The organism is Methylosinus sp. RM1, assembly GCF_011378635.1.
Classification (GTDB): domain Bacteria; phylum Pseudomonadota; class Alphaproteobacteria; order Rhizobiales; family Beijerinckiaceae; genus Methylosinus; species Methylosinus sporium.
In genome coordinates this window covers 14,093-36,891 of the sequence record NZ_WOVC01000031.1, presented here as the reverse complement: position 1 = coordinate 36,891, position 22,799 = coordinate 14,093, and the positions used below count along the sequence as shown (strand labels likewise).

Below are 22,799 nucleotides of genomic sequence, written 5' to 3'. Positions count from 1 at the left end.
GCGAAATGTCGGCGGCATCCATCCATTCAACGGCTCTCGCGCTCATCCTCGCCGGCTCGGCCTGTCTCTATCTCGCCTCGCCGCGACAATCGCTTTTGCGCGTTCGGCGGCGGAAGGCAGGCTTCTTTGCCGCGGCCTTTTTCTTCGCCGCTTGGATGGTCTGGCGGATTCGTCTCGAGTCCTCGACCGCCTTCTTCGCGACGCTCGCGGCGTCGATGCCGCTGCTGATCGCATTGCCGAGCCTCGCCGCGCTGAAAGGGAGGAGATAAGCATGGCCGAGTTTCGCCGCGATTGGCTGAGCAAGAGCGTCGCCGGCTCGGTCCTCGGCTTCACATTGGCGGTCGCTCTCGCCGGCCTCTTCGCCGTCGCGGGGCCGGGCGGCCTCGAGGCGCGCAACAAATATCAATTCGTCATGTGGCTCGTCGCGCCGGTCTGGCTCGGCGTCGCGAGCCTCGTCTTCTTCTTTCGCAGCGGACGCGCCGCTGTTTTGTGGCTCGGCGGCGCCAATCTTCTCGCCTTCGGCGGGCTCTATCTCTGTCGACGGCTTCTGCACTGAGGACGAGCAATGCGCGGCGAGATTTTGCGGCTCTACAAGAGCGTTCACACATGGACCGGCATCGTGACCGGCATGTTGCTCTTCATCTGCTTCTACGCGGGCGCGCTCACCATCTTCGCGGAGCCGCTCGCTCATTGGGCGTCGCCGCCTGCTGGCGGATCGATTTCGATCGAGGCCGCCGATCGCCTCATCGAGAAGACATTGGCGGCGCGGCCCGAGGCGGCCAAGGATTTCACGCTCCGGCTCGCGACGACGAACGAGCCGGCTCGTCTGAGCTGGCGCAAGAGCCGCGGCGACGATGTCGTCTGGTCGGCGACGCTCGGGGCCGATGGCGAGGCGCGCATCGAGCGCGCCAATGTCTCGGGCCTCGGCGCCTTTGTGGATGCGATCCATCGCACCGCCGGCCTTCCCCTCGATCTCGAGACGGGAACGACGGTGATGGGCGTCGTGAGCGCCGTCTACGCCGTTGCGCTCATCTCAGGCCTCATTCTGGTTCTGCCTGCGCTGACCAAGGATTTTCTGGCGTTGCGTCTCACCGCGAATCTGAAGCGAATGTGGCTGGACGCGCATAATCTCGTCGGCGTCGCGAGCTTCCCCTTCCATCTCGTCATTGCGCTGACCGCCGTCGTGTTCGGCCTGCACGAGCCGATCTACGACGCGTTGGATCATGCCGTCTACGACGGCAGGCTGCCGACCATCATGCGCTCGACCGGCCCCTTCGCCGGAGTGAAGCGCGACGAGCAGAAGGCGCCGATGAAGAAGGTCGCGGAATTGGTTGCGGCCGTCGCTTCGGCATCGCCGAATTTTTCGCCCGCCAGCCTGCACTATCGCGACGCCGGCGCACGCGGCGCGCTGGTGCGCGTCATCGGAGAGGACCCGCGCTTTCTCTCGCGCGGCGGCGGCTTCGCCGTCCTGCGCGGCGCGACCGCGGAAATCGTCAATGTCGATTATCTTCCCGAGAAGCAGAGCGGCTGGACGGCCGCCGTGTCGCCTTTCTTCGCGCTGCATTTCGGCAGCTATGGCGGCGAGCCCGTGCGCTGGGCCTATTTCTTTCTCGGCCTCGCCGGCGCTTTCCTGTTCTATTCGGGCAATCTCTTGTGGATCGAATCGCGTCGGCGGACCGCGCGCCGCCATGGGGAGCAGGTCGTCCAGACGACGGCCTCGCGCCTCATGGCGGCGGCGTCGATCGGCGTATGCCTCGGATGCGTCTGCGCTCTCTCCGTCGCCATCGTCTCCACCAAATGGCTCTACGGCCATGTCGAGGATGTCGACGCATGGCGACGCGGAATTTATCACGCGGTCTTCTTCGGCGCTCTCGCCTTCGCGCTTCTGCGCGGCGCGGCGCGCGCCGGAGCAGAGTTGGCCTATGCCGCGGCGCTCGGCGCTCTCGCGCTTCCCGTCACCAGCGTGGCCGCATCGGCGGCGCCCGGCCTCGGGCCCTGGGCGGCCGTAGATCCCGAGAGCGCGGGCGTCGACGTCGTCGCTTTCGGCGCCGCGCTCTGCTTTGCGGCTCTGGGGCGCGCCACCGCGCGCCGCGCGGAACTCGGACCGGCCGACAGCGTCTGGTCGGCGCGTAGACCGCGAGAGGGGAGCCGAGGCCTTCGAATTCCACTTTCTTCGAATGAACACGCCGCGGCGATCGGCGCAGGAGATGGAGACGTCCATGGATGACGCGCAAATCAATCCCTTCGATGATGAGCGGCTGAGCTTCGTCGTTCTCGTCAACTCCCGCGCGCAATACAGCCTGTGGCCCGACTTTTCCGCCGATCCGAAAGGATGGCGCCGAGTCTTCGGTCCGGGGACGCGCCAGCAATGCACGCAATATGTCGATGACCATTGGATCGATATGCGCCCGCACGCGGAGGCCGGGGCGTAGCGGCTTTTCGCACGACATTTTCTGTTGTGTGACCATTCGATTTTTTCAAAGGACGAGAAATCGTGCTCATAGATATCGCTCCAGAGCGGCCGCGCACGGCTGCGCAGAGGCTTCCGCTCGTCGCGGCGCAGCCCGGCATATGGATGGCGGATCAGCTCTCCGCCGGATCCAACGCCTATGTCGTCGCGCAATATGTCGAGCTGAACGGCAGGCTGGATGTCGCCTGCTTCAGCGCCGCGGTTCGTCTCGGCCTCGCGGAGGCCGATCTCGTCCATGCGCGCTTCGTGGAGACCGAGGAGGGCCCCGCGCAGATCGTGCCGGGCGACGTGCAGGCGGTCGATCTGCCGGAGCCGGAACTCGTCGATCTTCGTGGCGAGAACGACCCCGTCGGCGCCGCGCTGCGAACGATGCGCGCCGATCTCGAGGCGCCCTCGTCGATTGCGGAGGGCGCGCGGCTCTACCGCCATATTCTGTTTCGCCTCGGCGACGCCGAGCGCTGGTTCTGGTTTCAACGCTATCATCATCTCTCGGTCGACGGCTTCGGGTTCACGGCGATCGCGCGACGCGTCAGCGAAATCTACTCCGCGCTGCGCCGTGGGCTCGGGCCGTCTCCATCGCCTTTCGTCTCCTTCGCCGAGGTGGTGAAGGAATATGCGGCCTATGACGGCTCGCCTGCGCAATCCGCCGATCGGCGATTTTGGGCGGAGCACGCGCGCGACCTGCCGCCTCCTCTGCGCCTGTCGACGCGGCGGGCTCCGGCGGAGGGAAAATTCGTGCTCCCGCGGCGCGAGCGGATCGTGCTGGATGCGCATACGACGACGCTGCTGTCCGAGCAGGCGAAAGCCGGGCGCGTCTCCGTCGGCGTGATGGCGATGGCGGCGGTCGTCGTCTATCTGCGCTGCATGACGGGCGCGGCGCGCCTCGCGGTCGGCGCGCATTTCATGCGCCGCATGGGCTCAGTGGCGTTGCATGCGGTGGGGCCGGTGGTGAATGTGCTGCCGCTGCAGATCGCGATCGATGCGAATATGTCCTTTCTCGAAGTCGCCGCCGCGCTCGGGCGCGAATTGGATGTGGTGCGTCGCCGTCAGCGATACGAGGCCGAGCAGCTGCGGCGCGATCTCGGCTTCCTCGGCTCGGGACGTCCGCTCTATGGACCGCTTTTGAATTTCAAAATGTTCGACTACCGACTCGATTTCGCGGGGGTCGAAGGGATCACGCATCAGCTCGCGTCGGGTCCCGTCGAGGATATCGAGTTCGACCTCTATCTCGCCGAGCGCGAGCTGATCGTCGATCTCGTCGCCAATGGCGAGCGCTACAAGGAGCAAGAGCTGGAGCTGCACGCGGAGCGGCTAGCGCGCTTCGCGCGTCGGCTCGCCGAGAGCCCCGACGCGCCGATCGGCGAGATCGCCCTCATGACGAAGAGCGAAGCGGCGCTGATCGCGGCGGCCAATGACACGCGGCGCGCCATTCCGCGGGTCTCGCTGTGCGACCTCTTGAACGCGCAAGCCGAACGCACGCCGAAAGCGCCCGCCCTGATCGATGGCGGACACACGCTGTCCTATCGCGACATGCGCCGTGAAGTCGCGCGGCTGGCGCGGGACCTCGCCGCCGCCGGCGTGATCCGCGGCGATCGCGTCGCAGTGGCGCTTCCGCGTTCCGTCCATCTGAGCCTGGCGCTGATGGCGGCGCTCGAAGCGGGCGCCGCCTATCTGCCGCTCGACGCCAGCTATCCCGACGAGCGCTTGGCGTTCATGGTCGAGGACGCAGAGCCGCGGCTCATCGTCACCAACAGCGCGCTGCGCGAGCGCTTCGAGTCCATGGCCCCCGTGCTGATCTTCGACGCGCTCGCGGGCGTGGAAGCGGATCCGCAGCCCGCGCGCGTCGTCTCGCCGTCGCCGGAGGATGCGGCCTATGTCATCTATACGTCGGGCTCGACGGGACGGCCGAAGGGCGTCGTCGTGCAGCATGGGGCGGTGGTCAATCTCCTGCTCTGGCTGCAGCACGAATATCGCCTCACCAGCGACGATGTCGTGCTGCAGAAGACGCCGTGCAGCTTCGACGTGTCGGTCGGCGAATTCTTCTGGCCGCTGACGGCGGGCGCGCGCCTCGTGATGGCGCCGCCGGAAGTGGATCGTGATCCGGCGGAATTGCTGCGCGTCATTCGTGAGCATGGCGTCACCACGCTGAATTTCGTACCCTCGCTGCTCTCTGCCTTTGTGTCGGCCACGCGCGCGACGCCGGGCGCCGAGCCGGAAAAGACCGCGCTGCGGCGCGTCTTCTGCATCGGCGAGCCGCTGTCGCGCGAGCTCGCCGAAGCTTTCGAGCGGATGTTCCATGCCCCGCTGCACAATGTCTACGGCCCGACCGAGGCGACGGTGGAGGTCACTTATCAGCCGGCCTTCGGCGCGGCGCTGGCGTCGGCGGAAGGCGTCGGCGTGCCGGTCGGACGCCCGCTCTGGAATTGCGGCTTGCGCGTGCTGGACGCGCGGCTGCGTCCGGTCCCGATCGGCGTCGCCGGCGATCTCTATCTGACCGGCGCGCAGCTCGCCCAATATTATTGGCGGCGGCCGTCGCTCACGGCGAGCCGCTTCGTCGCCGATCCCGACGGCGACGGCGAACGAATGTATCGCACCGGCGACATCGCTCGTTGGCTGCCGAACGGCGTTCTCGATTTTCTCGGCCGCAATGATGATCAGCTCAAAATCCGCGGCCAGCGTATCGAATTGGGCGAGATCGAGAGCGCGCTCCTCGAGCAGCCCGGCGTCGGCGGGGCGGCGGCAGTCGCGCGTCTCTTCGGCTCCGCGGCCGGGGAGGGCGACGCGCGCCAGATCGTCGCCTATGTGACGCCGGATACGCCGGAGGGCGCGCTCGATCCAGAGGCGCTGCGCGCCGCTCTGGCGCGTCGCCTGCCGGCCTATATGACGCCGGTCGTCATTGTCGTGCTCGAGGCCTTCCCGCTCGGCGCGAGCGGCAAGCTGGATCGCAAGGCGCTGCCCGATCCGTCCGTGGACGCGCCGACGGCCCGCCCGCCGGCGCCCGGACTGGAGACGCTGCTCGCGGAAATATTCGTCGAGGTCCTTCGCCTCGAGACGGTCGGAGCGCAGGATGATTTCTTCTTTCTCGGCGGCGATAGCATTTCCGCCATCGGCCTCTGCGCTGCGCTGCGCAAGCGCGGATATAGGCTGCGGCCGCGCGACGTCTTCGAGCGGCGCAACATCGCCGCAATGGCGGCCGCGCTGCGCCGCGCCGACCAGGACGCGAGGACTCTTCTCGACGACGGCGTCGATGCTGCGACGGTCGAGGCGCTGCGGGCGCGCCATGGGGCGCTAGCGGCTGTTCTGCCGGCGCTGCCGCTGCAAGAGGGGCTGCTGTTCCACGCCGGGCTCGGGGAGAGCGCGAGCCGCTACAACGCCGTCTCGCGCTTCACTCTCGACGGGCCGCTCGATGTCGGTCGGCTGCGCGACGCGCTCGAGGCGCTGTTGCGCCGCCATCCGCAGCTCGCGGCGATTTTCGACGTCGAGCAGGGCAGAGCGTTCCAGATGCTGCCGCTCGTCGAGGGACCGCAGGGGGCGCTGCGCCGCTGGCCCTGGAGTGAGCGCCGGCTGGCGGAGCCTGGTCCGCGGGAGCAGGCCGCCGCGCTCGAGAAAATCGAGCGCGAGGAGCTCGCCCGCGACCTCCTCGCCGAGAGCGGCGGCCGCCGCATGCTGGCGCGCGCCGTGCTGGTTCGGCTGGCGGAAGAGCGCCACGTGCTTCTCCTCGTCTGCCATCATCTCATCGGCGACGGCTGGTCCTCCGGCGTGATGCTGAGCGATCTTCTCGCCGCCTACGCCGGCGCCACGCTCGCGCCGATCATTCCCGATTATCCGAGCGTCGTCCGCCGCCTCGCCGCGCGCGACCCCGAGCCTGCCCGCGCCGCATGGCGGGAGGCGCTCGCCGGCGCCGCGCCGACCTTGCTGTTCGATCCCGCCGCCGCATTCGGCGAGACGCGCGAATTGCCGCTCGTTCTGCGGCCCGGTCTGGCGAAGGAGCTGGAGGCGTTCGGACGCCGGCGCGGATCGACTCTCGCCACTCTGCTGCAGGGCGTATTCGCGGCCTTTCTCGGCGCGATGACGGGGCGCAGCGACGTCGTTTTCGGCGCGCCGGTTTCCGGCCGCTCGGAGGCGGAGGCCGGGCTCGACGCGCATGTCGGGCTCTTCACCAACACGCTGCCCGTGCGTGTGCGCCTGCGGCCCGATCTGCCGCTCGCTGCGCAGCTCGCAGAGCTTCAGAGCCGGCAGATCGCCCTCATGGAGCATGACGGGCTCGGCCTCGGCGAGATCCAGCGCCTCGCCGGCGCCTCGACGCTGTTCGACACGCTGCTCGTCGTCGAGAATTATCCCGAGGACGCGGGTCTCTATGCGCAGGATTTCGCTGGCCTGCGCCTCGTCGGCGCGCGCAATCGCAGCTATTCGCATTATCCGCTGACGCTGATGGCGCTGCCCGGTCGTGAATTGGAGCTGCGGCTCGAATATCGCGAGGGCGTCGTCGAGCCGGAGCGTCTCGGCCGCCGCATCGTCCGACTGCTCGAGCAGCTCGTCGACGCGCCGGAAACGCCTCTCGCTTCGCTCGATCTGCTGACGCCGGACGAGCGGGAGACGATCGCGGCCGTCAATGACACGCGCGTCGAGACGCTGGCGGCGACGCTCTGCGGCTTGCTCGAAGAGCAGGCGCGGCGCACGCCCGAGGCGCCCGCGCTGATCGACGCTGATAGTGAGCTGAGCTATGCGCAGCTCCGTCGGCGGGGCGCGCGATTGGCGCGCGCGCTCGCCGAGGCCGGGGTCGGGCGCGGCGATCTCGTCGCGGTGGCATTGCCGCGCTCGGCGCGGCTCGCCATCGCGCTGATGGCGGCGCAGCAGGCCGGCGCCGCCTATTTGCCGCTCGATACGAGCTATCCCGACGAGCGTCTCCACTTCATGGTCGAGGACGGAGCGCCGCGCCTCATCGTCACGGACGAGGCGTCGGCAAGCCGGTTCGAGGGGCTGGCGCCGCTGCTCGCCTTCGACCGCTTGCCGCAGATCGACGAAGCGGAGGAGGCGGATTTCGTCTCTCCCGTCACGCCCGATGATCCGGCCTATGTGATCTACACCTCTGGTTCGACAGGCCGGCCGAAGGGCGTCGTCGTCTCGCATCGCGCCATCGTCAACCGGCTGCTGTGGATGCAGCACGAATATGGCCTCGGCGCCGATGATGTCGTGTTGCAGAAGACGCCGTCGAGCTTCGACGTCTCCGTCTGGGAATTCTTCTGGCCGCTGATGGCCGGCGCCGCTCTGGTCATGGCGCCGCCGGAGGCGCATCGCGATCCGGCGGAGATTCTGCGGCTCATCCGCGCGCATCGCGTCACCACGCTGCATTTCGTTCCCTCCATGCTGGCGGCCTTCGTGTCGGCGACCGACGCCGCGCGCGCCGCCGAGGCCGAGAGTCTGCGCCGCGTCTTCTGCAGCGGCGAGGCGCTGTCGCGGGAGCTGGCTGAGGATTTCGAGGCGCTGTTCGGCGCGCCGCTGCACAATCTCTATGGGCCGACCGAGGCCGCCGTGGATGTGACCTATCAGCCGGCCTTCGGCGCGGCCCTCGCGGGCCTCGCGGGCCTCGAGACGAGGGGCGTTCCGATCGGCAGGCCCGTTTGGAACACGGGCGTGCGCGTGCTCGACGCCTGGCTGCGGGAGACGCCGATCGGCGTCGCCGGCGATCTCTATCTGACGGGCGTCCAGCTCGCCGAGGGCTATCTGCGGCGGCCGTCGCTGACGGCGAGCCGCTTCGTCGCCGATCCGCAGGCCGTGGGCGAGCGAATGTATCGCACCGGGGATATCGTCCGCCGGCGGCCGGACGGCGCGCTCGACTATCTCGGGCGCAGCGACGATCAGATCAAGATTCGCGGCCAGCGCATAGAGCTCGGCGAGATCGAGAGCGTCCTCGCCGAGCAGCCCGGCGTGGAACAGGCGGCGGTCGTCGCGCGAGCCTCCGCGGCGGGTGGGCTCGCCGGCGCCGATGAGCGGCGGCTCGTCGGCTATGTGGTCGCGGGCGCCGAGATCGACGTCGAGGCGCTGCGCCGCGCTGTGGCGCAGAGGCTTCCGCCGCATATGACGCCGAGCGCTATTTTGCGCGTGCCGGAATTTCCGCTCTCCGCCAGCGGCAAGCTCGATCGCAAGGCGCTACCGGAGCCGGAGGCTGCGCCGCGCCGCGACGGCCGCAAGCCGACGCCCGGCGTCGAGATGGCGCTCGCCGAGCTCTTCGCTCGCGCGCTCGGCGTCGACCAGCTCGACGCGGACGATGATTTCTTCGCGCTTGGCGGCCATTCGCTGCTGGCGATGCGCCTCGCCGCGGATATTCAGCGTGAGATGAAGGTCTCCGTCTCGGTCGGCCAGCTGATGGCCGCGCCGAGCGTCGAGAGCCTCGCGCGCGAATTATTCGCGGAGCGGCGCGAGGAGGATCGCCGCGCCGGCTTCGCCGAGACGCTGCGGCTGCGCGCGGGCGAGGGGCCGCCGCTCGTCTGCATCCATCCGGCCTCGGGCTTCTCCTGGCAATTCGGCGTGCTGACGCGCTATCTGCGCAGCGATTGGCCGGTGATCGCGCTGCAATCGCCGCGGCCTTCGGGGCCGATCGCCTCCTGCCGCAATATGGAGGAGGTCTGCGACCGGCATCTCGCGACGCTGCGCGAGATTCAGCCGCATGGTCCCTATCGGCTGCTCGGCTATTCGCTCGGCGGCGTCGTGGCGCAGGCCATTGCGGCGCGTCTTTCGGCCGAAGGGGAGGAGATCGCCTTTCTCGGCCTGCTCGACACCTATCCTTCGGAAATCCAGGATTGGAGCAAGCCGCTCGACGCGGCAGGCGAAGAGGAGATCGAGCGCGAGAAGGCGCTGTTCATGGACGCCTCGCAAGAAGCGCTCGATTCGACGCTCGCGCGTGAGAAGGCCGAGATGTTCGGCCATATCATGGCCAATTACGAGGACTCGGTCCGGCTGCTCGCCTCCGCGAGGACTCCTCGCTACGAGGGCGAGGCGACGCTCTTCGTCGCGCTGCGCACTTTGCCGGAGGGCATGGACGTCGAGGAGACCTGGCGGCCCTATGTCGGCGCGCTGAATTTCGTCGCCTTCGATTGTCCGCACACGGAAATCATTTCGCCGCGCATGCTGCGGGAGCTCGGCCCTGCGCTGAACGAAATTCTCGTCGCGATCGACGCGAAGGGAGGTCCCAAATGAGCTCTCTCGCACGCTTCTTCTGCAGATTCTCCAGCGATCGGACTAACATGACCCAACCTCGCATTTTGACCGATTTCAGCCTGTTGCGGGACAATCGCGATTTCCGCGTCGTGTTCGTGGCGCGGACGCTGTCGCTGTTCGCGCTCGGCCTGCTCACCGTCGCGGTTCCCGTGCAGGCGCTGCAGTTGACCGGCTCACCCGCCGCCGCCGGATTCGTCGTCGCTTTCGGCGGCGTCGCGGCTTTCGTCGGCCTCCTCGCCGGCGGGGTGCTGGCGGATCGCCACGACCGCCGCAAGCTCATCCTCTTCGCGCGCGGAACCTGCGGCCTCGGCTTTGTCGCGCTCGCCCTCAACGGGCTTGCGGCCTCGCCCTCGCTCGCCGTCGTCTATGCGCTCGCGGCCTGGGACGGCTTCTTCAGCGCATTGGGCGTGACGGCGCTGCTCGCCGCGACGCCGGCCATCGTCGGGCGCGAAAATCTCGCCGCCGCCGGCGCGCTCAACATGATCGCCATGCGGCTCGGCGGCGTCGCCTCGCCGGCGCTCGGCGGGCTGCTCATCATGTCGGCGGGCGTCGGCTGGACCTACGCCTGCGCCGCGGCCGGCGTGCTGGCGACTCTGGCGCCGCTGATGCGCCTGCCGCCGCTGCCGCCCAAGGGCGGGAACCCCGAGACGCCGGCGCGCGCGCTTCTTTCGGGCGTGCGCTATCTCTTCGAAAATCGCATCGTCGGCGCCGTGGTCGCGGTGGGGACGCTGGCGAGCCTCGCCGACGGCGTGCGCGTGCTGTTTCCGGCGCTCGCGAGCGCCTATGGGGACGGCCCGGCCGATGCGGGGCTCATGTATTCCGCCGTTCCGCTCGGCGCCACTCTCGGCGCGACGACGAGCGGCTTCGTCGCGCGCCTCGCGCGTCCGGGCCTCGCTCTGCTCGCCTGCGCCGCGGCCGCATTCGCGGCGTTGGCCGCGCTCGGCGCAGTCGGCGGACTGGTTCCGGCGCTGCTCGTCCTCGTCGTCTACGGCTATCTCGGCTCCATCGTCTCGCTGCTGCAATTCACTCTGGTGCAGAAGAACACGCCGGACCGGCTGCGCGGGCGCGTCAACGGACTCTGGACCGCGCAATTCATCGTTGGCGACGCGCTCGGCGCGCTCCTGCTCGGCCTGCTCGGGGGGATACTTCCACCCGCGCCGGCGGTGGGCGTCTTCGGCCTCGCCGCTCTTCTCTCCTTCTTGCCGATGGCGGCGGCCTTCGGCGCGCTGCGCCGATCGCTGGCCGAACCTGCCGCCGAGGGCGCGGCGATCGAAAAGGAAAAGCAGAGCCTCGCGCCCTCCGGCTGAGGCGCGACGCTCAGAACCAAACGAGGAACCGCCTTCTTCGCTGACGCGACGGCGCCTGCCGCCGCGGCTGGGAGCGCGCGTCCCGCTCGACCGATCTCATTCGTCCACAAAGGAGAGCGTTCCGATGGACGCGATTGTCGCAGAAAGGCCTTCCAGAGAGATTTCGGCGCAGGCCGAAAAGCCGTCGTTTCTGTTCAGCTCGCCCCATTTCGCCATAGAGGCCTATGGCGTTTTCGAGCGAATACGCACGCCCGCCGTCGGCGGCGGGGGCGTAGACAGCGTTCTGCAGGCGGCGGTCGACGCGGCGCTGGCGAGAGCGCGTCGCGCGGGACAGGATCATCCGATCGTCGTCGGCGCGATCCCTTTCGACTCGCGTCAGCCCTCCTTCCTCTTCGCGCCGAAGACGCATCGCATCAGCGCGCCGCGCATGGCGACGAGCGCGCCAGCGGCGAAGGCCAGCGTTCCCGCGCTCTGGTATCGCAGCGTGCCGGGACAGAGCGGCTTCGAGGAGGCCGTCGCCCAGGCCGTCGCCAATTTTCGTGACGGCCATGCGCGCAAGGCGGTGCTGTCGCGCATTCTCGAGATCGAATTCGCCGAGCGCGTCGACGCCGTCGCGATTCTCGAAATTCTGCGGCGCCAGAATCCCGCCGGCTATCATTTCCACGCGCCTCTGCCCGACGGCGGCGTTCTGCTCGGCGCGAGCCCCGAACTGCTGATCCGCAAGATCGGCGGCTCCATCCGCTCCAATCCGCTGGCGGGCTCGGCGAAGCGCGTCGCAGAGCCGGAAGAGGATGCGCGCGTCGGGCGTTGTCTCCTGCAATCGAGCAAGGACAATTTCGAGCATAGGCTGGTGATCGACGAAATCCGCCGTCTGCTCGAGCCGCTCTGCGCCGAGCTGCGCATTCCGGACGAGCCGGCGCTGATGAGCACGCCGACCATGTGGCATCTTTCCACCGCTATCTCCGGCGAGCTCGCCGACGGGCGTCTCTCCGTTCTGCAGCTCGCGAGCCTGCTGCATCCGACGCCGGCCATATGCGGGTCGCCGACCGCGCAAGCGCGCATGTTGATCGAGCGGCTCGAGCCTTTCGATCGCGGATTCTTCGCCGGAATCGTCGGCTGGTGCGATGAGAGCGGCGACGGCGAATGGGCGATCGCCATTCGTTGCGGCACGGTGAACGAGATGGTCGTGCGCCTGTTCGCCGGAGCGGGGATCGTCGAGGCCTCCGACCCGCGCGCCGAATGGGCGGAAACCGAAGCCAAGCTCGCTACCATGCTGCGCGCTTTCGGCGTCGAGCGGGAGATCGCGCAATGAGCGTCGATTTCACTCCCTGGCCCGAAGATTTCGCGCGCCGCTATCGCGAGAAGGGCTATTGGCGCGGCGAGCCTCTGACCGCTCTCCTCACGAAGCGGCTGGAGATCGCGCCCGACGCCACGGCGATCATCTGCGGCGAGCGTCGCTTCAGCTACGCCGAGCTCGACGCCTGGTCGACGAGCCTCGCCATAGGCTTTGCGCGCCAGGGCCTGCGCGCCGGCGACACGGCGCTCGTGCAGCTCCCCAATGTCGCGGAATTCTACGCGGTGTTCTTCGCTCTGCTGAAAATCGGCGTCGCGCCCGTCAATGCGCTGTTCAGCCACAATCGCCTCGAGCTCTCGGCCTATGCCGAGCAGATACGGCCCGCCCTGCTCATCGCTTGCGCGCGACATCCGCTGTTCGCCAATGGCGCTTATGTCGAAGCCTTGCAGATCGCCATTCCGGCGCTGCGCGTCGTGCAGATTCTCGGCGAGACGTCTTATGCGGAAAGCCTCGCGCCGTTCGCTGTGCGTCGCTACGACGTCTCGGCGCGAGAGCTGCGCGGCTCCGCGCCGGGAGAGGTCGCCTTTCTGCAATTGTCGGGCGGCAGCACGGGAGCGCCGAAGCTCATTCCGCGCACGCATGACGATTATTATTACAGCCTGCGCCGCAGCGCGGAGATTTGCGGGCTGACCGAGAGGAGCCGCTATCTCTGCGCGCTGCCGGCGCCGCATAATTTTCCGCTCAGCTCGCCGGGCGCGCTCGGCGTGTTTCACATGGGCGGAACGGTCGTGCTGGCGCCGGATCCGAGCCCGTCCGTCTGCTTCGATCTCATCCGCCGCCATGGCGTCGACATCGCCGCCGTCGCGCCGCCGATCGCCATGCTCTGGCTGGAGGCCGCGGCCGATGAGGCGCCGCTTTCGAGCCTGCGCCTGCTGCAGGTCGGCGGCGCGCGGCTCGCCGAAACGGTCGCGCGGCGCATTCCCGCGACGCTCGGCTGCCGGCTGCAGCAAGTGTTCGGCATGGCCGAAGGGCTGGTGAACTATACGCGCCTCGACGATGACGAGGAGACGATCTTCACGACGCAGGGTCGGCCCATGTGCGAGGGCGATGAGGTGAAGATCGTCGATGCGCAGGGCGCGCCGGTCGGCGCCGGCGAGATCGGCGAATTGCTGACGCGCGGGCCTTACACATTCCGCGGCTATCATCGCGCCGCCGAGGAGAACGCCCGCGCCTTCGACGCCGAGGGCTTCTATCGCTCCGGCGATCTCGTGCGCATGACGGAAACGGGACATATTCAAGTCGTCGGGCGCAAGAAGGATCAGATCAACCGCGGCGGCGAGAAATTCGCGGCCGAGGAGCTCGAGAATCTGCTGCTGACCCACGCCCAAATCGCCGACGCCGCGCTGGTCGCGACGCCCGACGCGCTGATGGGCGAGAAGAGCTGCGCCTGCGTCGTGGCGCGCGGCGACGTGCGGCCGCTCGCATTGCGCAAGCATTTGCGCGCGCTCGGCGTCGCGGAATTCAAGCTGCCGGATCGATTCGAATTTCTCGAGCGGCTGCCGGTCACCGCCGCCGGCAAGATCGACAAGCGCGCGCTGCGCGATCTCGTCGCGAGCAGACCGGCGCATTGACACTCGAAGAGGAAACGACAATGGCCATTCCCCGGCTTCCGACCTATCCCCTGCCGCGGCCCGAGGACTTCCCGAAGAACAAGGTCGGCTGGATCTTCGCGCCCGAGCGCGCCGTGCTGCTCATTCACGACATGCAGGATTATTTCCTGCATTTCTTCGGCGACGAGAGCCCGCTCGTCGCGCAGCTCGTCGCCAATATCGCGGCGCTGCGCGCCTTCTGCAAATCGCGCGGCGTTCCGGTCGTCTACACGGCCCAGCCGATCGACCAGAGCCCGAAGGATCGCGGCCTGCTGAACGATATGTGGGGGCCGGGCCTGAACGCGCATCCGCAGCTGAAGGACGTAGCCGCGGCGCTGGCGCCTGACAGCGACGATACGGTGCTCGTGAAATGGCGCTACAGCGCCTTCCAGCGTTCGCCGCTCGAGCAGATGATGAAGGACTGGGGCCGCGATCAGCTGGTGATTTGCGGCGTCTATGGGCATATCGGATGCCTCGCGACAGCGCTCGACGCCTTCATGCGCGATTTCGAGACCTTCGTCGTCGGCGACGCCATCGCCGATTTTTCGCCGGAGGACCACGACATGACCTTGCGATATGTCGCCGGCCGCTGCGGCGGCGTCGTCGGAACGGATGCGTTGATCCGCGCGCCCGCGCCGCCCCTGACGCGCGCAGCGGTGGAGGCGCGCGTGCGAACGCTCATTTCCCTCGATGGGGAGATTTTCGATCCCAATGAAAATCTAATCAATTACGGTCTCGATTCGGTACGCGTCATGACGCTGGTGACGGAATGGCGCAAGCTCGGCGTCGATGTCGGCTTCGTCGACCTCGCCGACAATCCGACGCTCGAAGGCTGGTGGGCGCTGATCGAACGCAAGCTCTCTGCGGCGTGACGATCATCGTCGGGAAAGGAGGCGCGAGATGAATTCGGCGCTGGGTCTGCAGATGGATTTCACGGGCAAGCGCGTCTGGGTCACGGGCGCGGGGCAGGGGATCGGTTTTTGCGCTGCGACGACATTCGTCGCGCTCGGCGCGAATGTCGTCGGGCTGGACAGAGCATTCGCCGAAGCGCGCTATCCTTTTCGCACGCTGGTCGTCGATATCGCCGATCACGCGCAGGCGGAGCGCGTCTGCGCGCAACTGCTGGACGAATGCGGGCGGCTGGATGTGCTCGTCAACGCGGCGGGGATATTGCGGCTCGGCGCGACGGAGGAGGTGAGCCTCGAGGATTGGCGCGCCTCTTTCGACGTCAATGTGTCTGGCGCCTTTCATCTGCTCCGCCACACGATCGCGCAATTCAAGCGCCAGCGCTCCGGCGCGGTGGTTATAGTCGGCTCCAATGCGGCGCATGTTCCACGTCTGTCGATGGCGGCCTATTGCGCCTCCAAGGCTGCGCTCGCCAGCCTGACGCATTGCGTCGCGCTGGAGCTGGCGCCCTATGGGGTGCGATGCAATCTCGTCTCTCCCGGTTCGACCGACACGCCCATGCAGCGCTCAATGTGGCGCACGCCGGACGCCGAGCAGCGCGTCATCGCCGGCAATCCCGAGACTTTCAAGCTCGGCGTTCCGCTCGGCAAGATCGCGACGCCGCAGGAGATCGCCAATGTCATCGCCTTTCTGGCGTCGGATCTCGCGAGCCACATCGTCATGCAGGATATTGTCGTCGACGGCGGCGCCGCATTGACGGCATAGAGTCTCGAAGTCGCGCGCGGCGCGCTCGGATTACACGCCTGAAGCGCAAATATGTGCGAACATTTCCAATCGACGGGAGATATGGGCCTTTGCTGGAATGATTACACGCCACTGAACTTGTTCGACTCCTCTGCGGCACGTAATCGTCGCTATCAGATTCAGTTGAGCAAGGAGATCTCATGTCGCGCTCTATTCGAGTGTCCTCGACAGCCGTGACGGCGGCTCTGCTGTCGCTCGCCTCCGCCTCGGCTATGGCGCAGGAGGCTTTGCCTGTGATCGATATTTCGGCGCAGCCGGCGAGAGACGGCGGTGGAAAATCGCGAAAGGCGATCGTCGGTCCTATGGGGCCGGCGCCTGCAGAGGCGCAGAGCCTGAAGCAGATCACGCAGACGATCTCCGTCGTCGATCGGCAGCAGATCGAGCTCACCAACCCGACGGGTCTGATGGAGATACTCGCGCAGGCGCCGGGCGTCGCCATCGCCCGCGCCGGCGGAATCGGCGGACAAATCTATCTGCGCGGGTTCAGCTCCAACACCATGCGCTCTCCGCTCTATGTCGACGGCGATCGCCTGCATGGACGCAACACGCTGCAGCTGAATTATTTCGCGCCGGAGGAGATAGAGCAGGTCGAGGTGATCCGCGGGCCGGCTTCCGTGCTCTATGGCAGCGACGCGCTCACCGGCCTCGTGAATGTCGTCACCAGACGGACGTCGAGCAATGTCGAAGGGCCGTTCCAATTCCGACGCGGCGGCGCCTCCTTCGGCTATGGAAGCGCGGCGACCTCGCTCAATAGCTATGGATGGGTCGAGGGCGCCGGCGACGGATTCTCCGTGCGGGGCGGATTGGCGGGGCGCAATGGGCTCTCTTACCAGACGCCGATGGGGGAAGCGCGCAATGGCGATTATCGGAGCATCGGCGGCAATTTCACGCTCGGCTATTCGCCGACTGCGGATCAGCATTTCGAGGCGAGCTTCCGCGGCTATGTCGAGACCGACGGGCGCGCCGGCGGCGTCGGCGGCGCGCCGGGATATCCGTTCCTCAATGTGCGGCAGAGCCCCAATGAGCTGCTGATGGGCCGTCTCTCTTATTCCGGCGATTTCGCCGGCGGCCTCATTTCCCATGTCGAAGCGTCCGCCTATGTGAACTATTTCGACACGCATCTCGCGACGATCAACACGACCAGCGCGCGGCAGACGGTATTTTCGGACAGCCATGTGATCGGGCCGATCGTTTTCGGCGGACGCGTGCTCGCCGTCGCGCCCTGGTCGATCGACCGCCTGGGCTCGGTGGTCTCGAAATTCGGCGGCGACGCCTTCTACGAGCGGCGTCCCGGCAGTCTCGGAACTTCTGTCACCGCGACGCTGTCCAACGGCGTGGTGACGGCGCTGAAATATTCGCCGCTCACGCAATCCGTGCCGGAGTCGTTCCAGACGAATGGCGGCATTTTCATGCTGCACGAATGGACGCCCATCGAAGCGATCACCATTTCCGCTGGGGGGCGGCTCGATTACTTCAACACGCGCACGCGTCTGTCGCCGCTGGCCTCCTCCGCGCTGCTGCCCGCCTATATCGCCAATAGCGACACCGATCGGCTGGCGCCGACGGGCAGCATCGGCGCCGTGCTGCGCGTCACGCCCGCTCTCGACGTCGTCGGCAATGTCTCCACGGCCTTCCGCCACCCCACCAACTCCGAGCTGTTCAATTCGACGGCCACCTCATTGCCCAATCCCAATCTGCAGCCGGAGACCGGCGTGACCTATGAAGGCGGTCTTCGGCTCCATGTCGCGGAGGCGACGGCGAGCATCACGGGATTCCACAGCGTCTATCAAAACCTCCTGCAAACGCAGTCGGTGACATATATGGGCGCGTCCACCTACACGCAGAGCCAGAATGTCGGCCGCGCCGAGATCGACGGCGTGGAGCTCGAAGGACGCTGGCAAGCGACACCGGAGCTCGGCTTCTTCGGTAATTTCACCGTGCTCGAAGGCACGAATACGACGACCGGGCGGCCCCTGCCTTATATCGCGCCGTTCCGCGCGCGCTTCGGCGCTCAGATCGCGCCGCCCGGAGCCGGCTATTCGCTGCAGGCGGTCCTCAACGCCGCCGCCGCCAAGACGCGCATCGACACGACGCAGGAATATAGGACGTCGGGCTATGTGACGCTGAATCTTTATTCGAGCGTCGATCTCGGCGTGCTGGTCTCGCCGCGGCTCGGCGACACGAGGCTCAGCATCGGCCTCGAGAACGTATTCGACACGGCTTATGTGGACGCTGCGACTTTCGCCAATGTCTCCTATGGCCGCAGCGTCACGAATCCTCTGCTCGAGCCCGGACGCAATTTCGTGATCAAGCTCACGCATGAATTCTAAAAAGAGACCGACCGAACGAAAGAAGGCGGGTCGTCGGGCCCGCCTTCTTTTTTGACCTCGCTTTGTCCCGAGTCGATCACAAAATTGCGCGCGCCGCCGCGTCATAGGCCTCTTCCGGAGGCAGGTTCATCAGGCGTTCGGCCATGTCTTGCTTCAGCCATTCGAGCCGCTCTCTTTCCTGCGGCGTCGCGGCGCCGCGGCGGGAGAGCTCGATGAATTCCGTGCGCACCACGCCCTCGCGCAATGTCACGTCGACGCTCGCATCGCGATAAGAGAAGCGGAAGAAGTAGCGGCCGCGCGGACTCTCGATGACGTCCGGGTCGCCGAGGTCGATATCCACCGTGTAGCGTCCGCCGGTGAAGGCGCGGGTCGTCATCTCGATCGCGTCGCGGCCGCCAGGACCCGGAAAGGCGGTGGCGATCGTCAGCTCGTAGCGCTCCGGCCGACCGTCGGCGCAGAGCAGCGGAAAGGCGCGCTGCATCGCCTTGAAGCCATGCGCCGCGCCGCCGATGAAGCTGCGCCCATGATATTTGAGAATATCCGCAAAGGAGATCGCGATCGGTTCGCCGTGATCGAGCACCGTCAGCGTATCATCGGTCATCGGTTCAGAACTCCTCTTTCAGCCAGGGCAGGAAGCCATCGAGAAAGCGTGTCGCCGCCGGCATGAAATGCGATCCGTGGTGATAGAAAGGATCGAGGCTCGTCGCCAGAATGCGCCCCTTCGTCGTCGCCGCATCGACGTAGAGAACAGAGCGTCCTTCGGCGTCGTCGATGAGCGAGCGCGCGCCTTCTGGCGGCGCGAAGACGCCGTGCAAATGCCAGGCGATATCGCTCGCGCCGATGCGCGCGAACAGCGGATGGGCAGGATCGGCGATCGACAGGCCGAGGCTCGCGCCGGGCTCGAGCCACCACCAATAATTGGTCGGAACGCTGGTGAAGCGGATCGATGGCAGCCACAAATGCTGATCGGTCTCGCCCATAGCCACGATCGCGCCGCCGGCGTCCAGATAGGCGTCGAGACGCGCGCGATGCGGCGCGAGCCGGCTCGCGGGCGTTCGGCATGGCGCGAGAACGATGTCGAAGCGCGTCAGATCGACGACGCCGAGTTCCTCCGGCCGGGCGAGCGCGTCGAAGAGATGCGCATAGCGCGGCGCCTCCAGAGTTTCGCAGTGATAGGCCGCGCCTGGATGAATGGCGAGAATGCGATTCATGCCGTCGCTCCCGCGCACCAGGCGACGATGCGCTCGGCCAGCGCGGCATTGACGCTCGGCTCGTCGCAGACGGCCCAGAGATCATTGCCCGCGTGCATCAGAATCGCGCCGCCTGCGGGCCGCTCCCAGATCCAATCGATCGGCGCCGCCTGCGGGCCGACCCCGGTGAGCGCGCGGCCGCCGGGCGGGATCGGCGCGTGTCCGCGGCCGTAGAAGCCGGCGACGCCGCGCCGCGTCTCCAACCGCGCGCGGTCGAGGCCGTCGAAGACGAAATGATCGCCGAGCGCGACCAGTGCGAAATCGTCGCGGCGCCCGGCGCCGAGCGGAACGAAAGGCGAGAGCTCCGGCAGGAAGGGCCGCGCGAGATGGCCCATGAAGGCCATTCGTCCGCCCCGATCGAAGAAAGTCTCGAGCGCCTCGGCGCGGCGCGCGAACTCGATCTGGTCGAGATGCATCGTCGTGACGACGCCGCGCGCCGCCGATAGGCGGGCGTCGGCGAGCTCCGTCTGCCGCACGCAGGCGAGCGCGCCCGAAGCGAGCGGCGCGTCGAAAGATTTGGGCGCCGGCCCGTCGCCGCTCAGCACGAGCAGAATTTCGCCTCCGGCGTTGGTCATGGCGCGGCTCCAGCGAAGAGCGGCACGACGGTGTCGATGGGCGCGCTCCCGTCGAGGTCGAGCGTGACGCGCCGCACCGCCAGGCCATAGAGTCGAGTCAGATCGCCTTCGTTCAGCGCCGTCGTCGTCGGCCCGATCGCATGTTCCGACGCGCTCAGCATGAGCAGCGCCTCGTCGGACACGCTCAGCGCATGTTGCGGCAGATGCGTCGAGAACAATATGGCGTGGCGTCCCTGGCGCTTCACGTCTTTCAGCACACGGAGCAGGCGATCCTGATTGGCGAGATCGAGCGCCGAGGCGGGCTCGTCGAGGACGAGTGCGGGCGAGCCGGTGGCGAGCGCGCGGGCGAGCAGCACGATTTGCCGCTCGCCGCCGGAGAGACGATCGAATGGCCGTTCGGCGAAATCGCGGGCGCCGACGAGCTCCAACGCCGCGTGTGCGGCGCGATAATCGGTGGCTCCAGGCGCGCCGAACAGGCCGAGGCCGAGCGCTCGGCCCATCACCACGACATCGAGCGCGCGATAGGGAATGTCGGCGCCGATCGACTGCGACACATAGCCGATGACGGGCGGCGCGATGCGGCGTCCCGCAGAAAGCGGAACGAGGCCTGCGAGCGCCTTGATGAGCGTGGTCTTGCCGCGTCCGTTCGGGCCGAGCACGGCGAGAATGCGGCCCGTCTCGAGCCGGAAGGAGACGTCGCTGAATATCCAGCGGGGGCCCCGCCGCACGCCGGCCTTGTCGAGGCCGATCATGCGCCGAGCTCCTTGTGGCGCGTCTGGCGGAGCAGGGCGGCGAAGGCTGGGGCGCCCATCAGCGCGGTGATGACGCCGAGCGGAATTTCCGCGGCGGTGACGCTGCGCGCCAGACTATCGACGAGGAGCAGATAGGCGGCGCCGAGCGCGGCCGAAACCGGCAGCAGGGCGCGCTGATCCGCGCCGACCAGCAGACGCGCGGCGTGCGGCACGACGAGTCCGACCCAACCGACCACGCCGGCGACGGCGACGGCGGCGCCCTCGATCAGCGCGACCGCGGCGAAGACGAGCCAGCGGTCACGCTCGACCGGCAGGCCGAGCGCGCGCGCCTCCTCCTCGCCGAGCGAGAGAACATCGATGCGAAAGCGCAGCAGCCACAGCGCCGCCATGCCGATGAGCACGCCGGGCGCTGCGACGCCGACGCGCGCCCAGGTCGCGGCCGAGAAGCTGCCCATCAGCCAGAAAATGATCGCCGGCAGCGAGCTGTTGGGGTCGGCGACGAATTGCAGCAGAGAGACCAATGCGGCGAATAGGGCGCCGATGACGACGCCGGTCAGCACCAGCATCACAGTGTCGCTGCGTCCGTCGACGCGCGCGAGGCATCCGACCAGCAATAGCGCGAAGGCGCCGAAGCCGAACGCCGCGCCGATGAGCGCGAATCCGTCGAGGCCGAGCGAGATGGCGAGCGCGCCGCCGAAGGCCGCGCCCGGCGAAACGCCGAGAATTTGCGGCGCGACGAGCGGATTGCGGAATACGCCCTGAAGCGCGGCGCCGCCGGCCGCGAGCCCCGCTCCGCAGAGCGCGGCGAGCAGCACGCGCGGCGCGCGCACGAGAAGAATGATGCGCTCGTCCATCACGCTCCAATCCGCGGATAGGGGCGCGACGCGAGACAGCAATATGGCGATGGCCTTCTGCGGCGCGATCTGGAAGCGTCCGACGCAGAGCGCGGTCAGCGCAGCCGCGAGAAGCAGCGTGAGGATGGCGAGCGCGCCGGCCCAGCGCGGAATCGCGCGTCTCTGTGGCGTCTCGTCGGTCGTGGTCGCGAGGCTCATCGCGTCGCGCTCGTGGCGAAGCGCTCGTAATGGCGCGCGTCGCCATTCGTGCGAATGCGCAATATCTCGTCCATGTCCGAGTCGGACGGCGAGAATCCGTAGAGCAGGCGATAGGCGCGCGCGATCTCGGCGCGCAAATCAAAGTGGAACGCCCCTGGATAAAGGATATCCGCGAGCCACATCCAGGTCAGCGGGCTCTCCTGGCTCGGCGGATCCCAGCGATAGCCGCCGATCGGCATTTTGTAGACGCGCCGCTCGCGCGCGGCGCGCGTCGCCGACAAGATCGCGTCGTCATAGATGCGCGCGGGCGCGAGCTGCTCCTCGAAGCTATTGAGCAGGATCACATCCGGATCCCATTGCGCGATCTGCTCCGCATTGACCGCGCCCGCGCCCACGAGCTCGGCCGCGGCGTTCACGCCGCCGACCAGGCGGATGCAGAAGTCGTTGTAGCTGTTCGCGCCGGCGGCCGCGAGACCGCTCGCGGCGCGCTGCAGAAAGACGACCTTCAGGCGTCTTCCGTCGCGGATGTCGCGCGCCGCCTTCTCTATATCGGCGATCGTCGCGTCTCGCCAGGCGATGAGCGCCTTCGCGCGCTCCGGCTTGCCGGCGATGTCGCCCATCAGCGTGAGATTGCCGCGCGCGAACGGCTCTGTCCCATAGCGCAGCAGCGCCGCCGTGAGGCCGGCGTTGCGCAAGGGACCGACGATGTCGTCGCCGCGATCGCCCCATTGCACCACGATGTCCGGGTCGAGCCGAGCGAGCGTCTCGACATTGGGCATGAATCCGTCGGAACCCGCTCCCGCGATCGATGCGTCGATCGCGCGCGCCTGCGGGAATATGCGTCCGAGCAGCCCTTCGTCGATCGCGCGCTTCGAGGCGGGATGCATTCCGACGAGCCGCTGCGCCGCGCCGTCCACGGCGATGAATGTGGAGGCGGAAGGCATTGGAATGGTGACGACGCGTTCGGCCGGACGGTCCAGACAGACCTGCCGCGCCGTGAGATCGTCGAAGCAGCTCGCCTGCGCGCGCAGAGGCGCGGCGCAGCCGATGAGCAGGGCCGCGACGCCGAGAAATTCCGCCCAAATCATGTTTGCCTCGCAAGCGCGCGCTTCTGGAGCTTTCGCGAGATCGCAGAGCGATCACCCGTTCCGTTCGCCAAGCTCATGGAGCCGGCGTTTCAAGTCAATAGAAT

General features: G+C 67.6%; 17 protein-coding genes. 11 read left to right on the top strand and 6 right to left on the bottom strand.

From position 1 onward, the window contains the following. The first annotated feature begins 5 nt into the window (after window positions 1-5). The 11 genes from FMZ75_RS17020 to FMZ75_RS16970 all read left to right on the top strand — a co-directional run bounded on the left by FMZ75_RS17020 (window position 6) and on the right by FMZ75_RS16970 (window position 17,978). Window positions 6-269 carry a hypothetical protein gene (locus FMZ75_RS17020; protein ID WP_142863691.1) on the top strand — a complete coding sequence of 88 codons (264 nt, stop codon included), beginning with the start codon at window positions 6-8 and terminating at the stop codon, window positions 267-269. A 2-nt stretch (window positions 270-271) separates the two neighbouring features. Continuing rightward, window positions 272-556: a hypothetical protein gene (locus tag FMZ75_RS17015; protein ID WP_142863690.1), complete on the top strand. Its 285-nt coding sequence runs from the start codon at window positions 272-274 to the stop codon at window positions 554-556. A gap of 9 nt (window positions 557-565) precedes the next feature. Next, window positions 566-2,227, top strand: a complete 1,662-nt coding sequence (locus FMZ75_RS17010) for a PepSY domain-containing protein (RefSeq protein ID WP_166144480.1) — start codon at window positions 566-568, stop codon at window positions 2,225-2,227. Further along, window positions 2,220-2,432, top strand: a complete 213-nt coding sequence (locus FMZ75_RS17005) for an MbtH family protein (protein ID WP_108918238.1) — start codon at window positions 2,220-2,222, stop codon at window positions 2,430-2,432. The genes FMZ75_RS17010 and FMZ75_RS17005 overlap by 8 nt, the downstream gene beginning before the upstream one ends. Before the next feature lie 62 nt (window positions 2,433-2,494). Then, window positions 2,495-9,667, top strand: coding sequence for an amino acid adenylation domain-containing protein (locus tag FMZ75_RS17000; RefSeq protein WP_370464739.1), 7,173 nt, complete (start codon window positions 2,495-2,497; stop codon window positions 9,665-9,667). A 47-nt stretch (window positions 9,668-9,714) separates the two neighbouring features. Further along, window positions 9,715-10,995 carry an enterobactin transporter EntS gene (entS, locus tag FMZ75_RS16995; protein WP_166144477.1) on the top strand — a complete coding sequence of 427 codons (1,281 nt, stop codon included), beginning with the start codon at window positions 9,715-9,717 and terminating at the stop codon, window positions 10,993-10,995. Between the two features lie 124 nt (window positions 10,996-11,119). Further along, entirely contained in the window at window positions 11,120-12,307 is a 1,188-nt protein-coding gene (locus tag FMZ75_RS16990; protein WP_166144474.1) for an isochorismate synthase MenF, read from the top strand. Then, window positions 12,304-13,920 (top strand): (2,3-dihydroxybenzoyl)adenylate synthase, encoded by a 1,617-nt coding sequence (locus FMZ75_RS16985; RefSeq protein ID WP_166144472.1) that lies wholly within the window; start codon window positions 12,304-12,306, stop codon window positions 13,918-13,920. The genes FMZ75_RS16990 and FMZ75_RS16985 overlap by 4 nt, the downstream gene beginning before the upstream one ends. A 20-nt stretch (window positions 13,921-13,940) precedes the next feature. After that, window positions 13,941-14,810 (top strand): isochorismatase family protein, encoded by an 870-nt coding sequence (locus FMZ75_RS16980; protein WP_166144469.1) that lies wholly within the window; start codon window positions 13,941-13,943, stop codon window positions 14,808-14,810. Between the two features lie 28 nt (window positions 14,811-14,838). Then, on the top strand, window positions 14,839-15,609 hold the full coding sequence (gene dhbA, locus FMZ75_RS16975) for a 2,3-dihydro-2,3-dihydroxybenzoate dehydrogenase (protein ID WP_246729036.1): 771 nt from the start codon (window positions 14,839-14,841) through the stop codon (window positions 15,607-15,609). 179 nt (window positions 15,610-15,788) lie between these two features. Continuing rightward, window positions 15,789-17,978, top strand: coding sequence for a TonB-dependent receptor (locus FMZ75_RS16970; RefSeq protein ID WP_166144466.1), 2,190 nt, complete (start codon window positions 15,789-15,791; stop codon window positions 17,976-17,978). Window positions 17,979-18,054: 76 nt separating this feature from the next. Here the strand turns inward: FMZ75_RS16970 and FMZ75_RS16965 are convergent, their stop codons facing one another. From FMZ75_RS16965 to FMZ75_RS16940, 6 genes are read right to left on the bottom strand one after another with little or no spacing between them, the layout of a single operon-like run. After that, complete coding sequence (locus FMZ75_RS16965; protein WP_166144463.1) at window positions 18,055-18,579, bottom strand: hypothetical protein; 525 nt, start codon at window positions 18,577-18,579, stop codon at window positions 18,055-18,057. Window positions 18,580-18,583: 4 nt separating this feature from the next. Continuing rightward, window positions 18,584-19,189 carry a hypothetical protein gene (locus tag FMZ75_RS16960; protein ID WP_142863683.1) on the bottom strand — a complete coding sequence of 202 codons (606 nt, stop codon included), beginning with the start codon at window positions 19,187-19,189 and terminating at the stop codon, window positions 18,584-18,586. Next, a complete protein-coding gene (locus FMZ75_RS16955) occupies window positions 19,186-19,803 on the bottom strand; it encodes a hypothetical protein (RefSeq protein WP_166144460.1) in 618 nt (205 codons plus the stop codon). Before FMZ75_RS16955 ends, FMZ75_RS16960 begins: the two co-directional genes overlap by 4 nt. Continuing rightward, window positions 19,800-20,555, bottom strand: a complete 756-nt coding sequence (locus tag FMZ75_RS16950) for an ABC transporter ATP-binding protein (protein ID WP_108918221.1) — start codon at window positions 20,553-20,555, stop codon at window positions 19,800-19,802. Before FMZ75_RS16950 ends, FMZ75_RS16955 begins: the two co-directional genes overlap by 4 nt. Continuing rightward, window positions 20,552-21,607, bottom strand: coding sequence for an iron ABC transporter permease (locus tag FMZ75_RS16945; RefSeq protein ID WP_166144457.1), 1,056 nt, complete (start codon window positions 21,605-21,607; stop codon window positions 20,552-20,554). The genes FMZ75_RS16950 and FMZ75_RS16945 overlap by 4 nt, the downstream gene beginning before the upstream one ends. Continuing rightward, on the bottom strand, window positions 21,604-22,695 hold the full coding sequence (locus FMZ75_RS16940) for an ABC transporter substrate-binding protein (protein WP_142863679.1): 1,092 nt from the start codon (window positions 22,693-22,695) through the stop codon (window positions 21,604-21,606). The genes FMZ75_RS16945 and FMZ75_RS16940 overlap by 4 nt, the downstream gene beginning before the upstream one ends. Window positions 22,696-22,799: the final 104 nt, after the last annotated feature.

Bases quoted from the DNA above. Each gene is read 5' to 3' on its own strand.
- FMZ75_RS16960 (WP_142863683.1), bottom strand. From the start codon at position 19,189: ATGAATCGCATTCTCGCCATTCATCCAGGCGCGGCCTATCACTGCGAA.
- FMZ75_RS17005 (WP_108918238.1), top strand. From the start codon at position 2,220: ATGGATGACGCGCAAATCAATCCCTTCGATGATGAGCGGCTGAGCTTC.
- FMZ75_RS16985 (WP_166144472.1), top strand. From the start codon at position 12,304: ATGAGCGTCGATTTCACTCCCTGGCCCGAAGATTTCGCGCGCCGCTAT.
- FMZ75_RS17015 (WP_142863690.1), top strand. From the start codon at position 272: ATGGCCGAGTTTCGCCGCGATTGGCTGAGCAAGAGCGTCGCCGGCTCG.
- FMZ75_RS16945 (WP_166144457.1), bottom strand. From the start codon at position 21,607: ATGAGCCTCGCGACCACGACCGACGAGACGCCACAGAGACGCGCGATT.
- FMZ75_RS16950 (WP_108918221.1), bottom strand. From the start codon at position 20,555: ATGATCGGCCTCGACAAGGCCGGCGTGCGGCGGGGCCCCCGCTGGATA.
- FMZ75_RS16970 (WP_166144466.1), top strand. From the start codon at position 15,789: ATGTCGCGCTCTATTCGAGTGTCCTCGACAGCCGTGACGGCGGCTCTG.
- FMZ75_RS16990 (WP_166144474.1), top strand. From the start codon at position 11,120: ATGGACGCGATTGTCGCAGAAAGGCCTTCCAGAGAGATTTCGGCGCAG.
- dhbA (WP_246729036.1), top strand. From the start codon at position 14,839: ATGAATTCGGCGCTGGGTCTGCAGATGGATTTCACGGGCAAGCGCGTC.
- FMZ75_RS16980 (WP_166144469.1), top strand. From the start codon at position 13,941: ATGGCCATTCCCCGGCTTCCGACCTATCCCCTGCCGCGGCCCGAGGAC.
- entS (WP_166144477.1), top strand. From the start codon at position 9,715: ATGACCCAACCTCGCATTTTGACCGATTTCAGCCTGTTGCGGGACAAT.
- FMZ75_RS16955 (WP_166144460.1), bottom strand. From the start codon at position 19,803: ATGACCAACGCCGGAGGCGAAATTCTGCTCGTGCTGAGCGGCGACGGG.
- FMZ75_RS17020 (WP_142863691.1), top strand. From the start codon at position 6: ATGTCGGCGGCATCCATCCATTCAACGGCTCTCGCGCTCATCCTCGCC.
- FMZ75_RS16940 (WP_142863679.1), bottom strand. From the start codon at position 22,695: ATGATTTGGGCGGAATTTCTCGGCGTCGCGGCCCTGCTCATCGGCTGC.
- FMZ75_RS17010 (WP_166144480.1), top strand. From the start codon at position 566: ATGCGCGGCGAGATTTTGCGGCTCTACAAGAGCGTTCACACATGGACC.
- FMZ75_RS16965 (WP_166144463.1), bottom strand. From the start codon at position 18,579: ATGACCGATGATACGCTGACGGTGCTCGATCACGGCGAACCGATCGCG.